The 2,822-nt window shown below is 59.2% G+C and carries 2 protein-coding genes; both read right to left on the reverse strand.

Annotated elements, in window-relative coordinates:
• Window positions 1-187: 187 nt before the first annotated feature.
• Window positions 188-937, reverse strand: coding sequence for a transposase (locus EOM25_13695; protein ID NCC26227.1), 750 nt, complete (start codon window positions 935-937; stop codon window positions 188-190).
• 16 nt (window positions 938-953) lie between these two features.
• On the reverse strand, window positions 954-2,516 hold the full coding sequence (locus EOM25_13700) for an IS21 family transposase (protein NCC26228.1): 1,563 nt from the start codon (window positions 2,514-2,516) through the stop codon (window positions 954-956).
• Window positions 2,517-2,822 lie beyond the last annotated feature (306 nt).

Here is a 2,822-nt window from a genome sequence, read left to right on the forward strand (position 1 = left end):
ATCGTTCATTTTAATCAATTTATACAACCCATTAGTAGTACTTTGAAAAATGGCCCTGAACTTACTTCTCGTGGACATCGACCGTTGAAGATGGATTTCTGCGGGATTTCACTGAAAACGGCTGGGTAGTACGGGGGAAGACGGCCACCTCACGGAGCGAAGCGACGCTGGATTTATTCCTTTGTCTTTAGTGGCCGTTTTCCGTCAAGGGGGAAGTGTTCTTTCGCATGGAATCCCCCTTGAGTTCTAGGCGGTGGGCGTCGTGGACGAGACGGTCCAGGATGGCGTCCGCCAGGGTCGGGTCTTTAAACCGTTCATGCCAAGACGGCACCGGCGCCTGACTGGTCAGCAAGGTCGATTTGTTCCTGAAGCGATCATCGAGGATATCGATGATCTGTCTCGCCTGATCCGCCGAAACCGGGTCCCTGAGCCAGTCGTCGATGACGAGCAGGTCCCTCTTGGCGAGCTTTGCGGCAAGCTTTGGATATGAGCCATCCACGACAGAGATGGTCAGTTCCCTGATGAAGTCCGAGAAACGGTAGTAGATGGACCGGTAGCCCTCACGGCAGGCCTTTCGTCCCAGGGCGCAGGCGAGATAGCTCTTTCCGACTCCCGTCGGCCCCGTGATGATCAGGTTGTGGTGCCGGGAGATCCAGGAGCAACCGGCGAGTTCCAGGTAGACCCTCTTGTCGAGCCCCCTCTTGGCCCGGAAGTCCACGTCCTCGACGTCAGCCCTGGTTTTAAGACGCGTCTCCTGAAGTCGGCGGGTCAGCCGGCGGTTCTCCCGCAGCGTGTATTCCCTGTCCACAAGCAGCCCCAGCCTGTCCTCGAAGGGCATGTCGCCGAATGCCGGCGAGCCCATCTGTTCCCGTAGCCCGTCCAGAAAGCCCTCAAGCTTCATCTGGGCCAGCTTTTCCATGGCCTGATTGATCAGCATCTCCGTACTCCTTGGATTAGTGGTAGAAGTCCGCACCGCGGACGTTTGCATGGCTGCCGAAGGCTTCATCCTCCTCGGCTATCGAGAGCAGATCCTGCTTGTTCTCCAGGATGTGCATGACGTGTCTTCTGGTCAGCAACCCGAAGTGTAGAGCCCTCTGACAGGCCTGCTCCAGACGTGCCCGACCGTACGTCTTCTCCAGCCTGAGCAGGCCGAGGCTGCTGCGGTATCCTTGTTCAGGGTGCGGGCGGGCCTCGATGATGGCGTTGACCACGGCCAGGGCCGACGGCCCGATGCTTCTGGCCCAGGCCCTGATCCTGCCGCCCGAGCAGTTCGCCGCCTCCTGGTGCGCCAAGGGCATGTGCGCTGGCAGCGTCGTATGCCTGTGCGGAACGCGGCTCCTTGGATGCGAGGCCACACGCACGTTCTCGTGGAAGACCTCCACCATGTTGCCGGTGAACCTGACGTCCACGGTCTTGTGCGCCAGAGTGTACGGGATGGAGTAGTAATGCCTGTCGACCTCGATGTGGTAGTCGAGGTTGACCCGGACCTTCTTCCATGTGGCCAGTTCGTAGTCGGTCGACGGGAGAGGCTTGAGCTCGGGCCGGTCCCAGAGGTCGAAGAGCTCCCGCCGCGACTTCCCGTACTCCCGCATGACCCGTTCGTTCAGTTCGATAAGCTTCTCGGCCATGGCCGCGTTGAGTTCTTCGAAGGAGAAGAACCGCCTGTCTCGCAAGGGGGCCAGGACCCATCTCTCGACGTTTTGGACCGCCACCTCGGCCTTGGCCTTGTCCCGGGGTTTTCCGGCGCGGGCCGGGATGACCGCCACGCCGTAATGCTCGGCCAGCTCCTGATACGCAGGATTGACGTCGGGGTCGTAACGACAAGCCTTGGAGACGCCGGCCTTGAGGTTGTCGGGCACCAGGATGGCGCTGACACCGCCGAAGTAACGGAAGGCCCTGACGTGGCATGACAGCCATGAGGCTATGTCCTGTCCCGGAACGGCATGGGCGAACGTGTAGCTGGATGCACCGATGGCGGCGACAAAGACCTGGGCTTTGCTAACGACTCCGGTCAGGGGATCGATGATTTCCATGGTCTGACCGGCGAAATCCACGAAGGTCTTCTCGCCGGCCTTGTGCTCGAAACGCATGACGACACGCTTGCTGCCTGCCCAGGCCCGATAGAGCTGGCAGAACCTGGTGTAGCGGTAACCGTCGGGGTGCTCCTGCTGGTATTCGAGCCAGAGGAGCCGTAACGTCACGCCCTTGCGAGCCAACTCATGGCGAACGCGCCCCCAGTCGGGGAGTGCCTTGCCCTTCTCGGCTTCGACGGGCGGCAGGGGTCGGGGAAAGAGCAAGGCGTCGAGCTTCTCGGCGCTCATGCTCTCGGGAAGGGGCCACGTGATGCCTGCATCACTGGCACGTTGGATATACTTCTGGACGGTTGACCGGGCCAGGCCGACGGCTCCGGCAATCTCGTTCTGGCTCACTCCAGCAGTGTGGAAGAGCCTCAACACTTCGTTCACCTTTCTCATGGATAACCTCTTTCGCGGCATGCCTCCCTCCTTTTTCGTCATGGAGGGATAACCTACCGCACATTCCTGGTTATCCAGCGTTTTTGCTTCTAACTATTTGTCATCACAGACAATACAGTCGAAAACGGCCGGCCGGTGCAAAAAACTCTGAAAAGTGGCCGCGATCAGAGCGTACGAGGTGGCCGTTTTCCGTTGTTTTGGGTGGCCGTTTTCGATTGTACTCCCCGGCCGTTTTCACGTGTTCCGCGCACCAAACCTGGGACATTGCGCGAAGCGGAGATGAATTTAATAAAATATCACCCGGAAATAGGCCACCAAATCATTCAAGAAATACCCTTCAACATGCCT

This window comes from Deltaproteobacteria bacterium, assembly GCA_009929795.1.
Taxonomy (GTDB): Bacteria; Desulfobacterota; Desulfovibrionia; order Desulfovibrionales; family Desulfomicrobiaceae; genus RZZR01.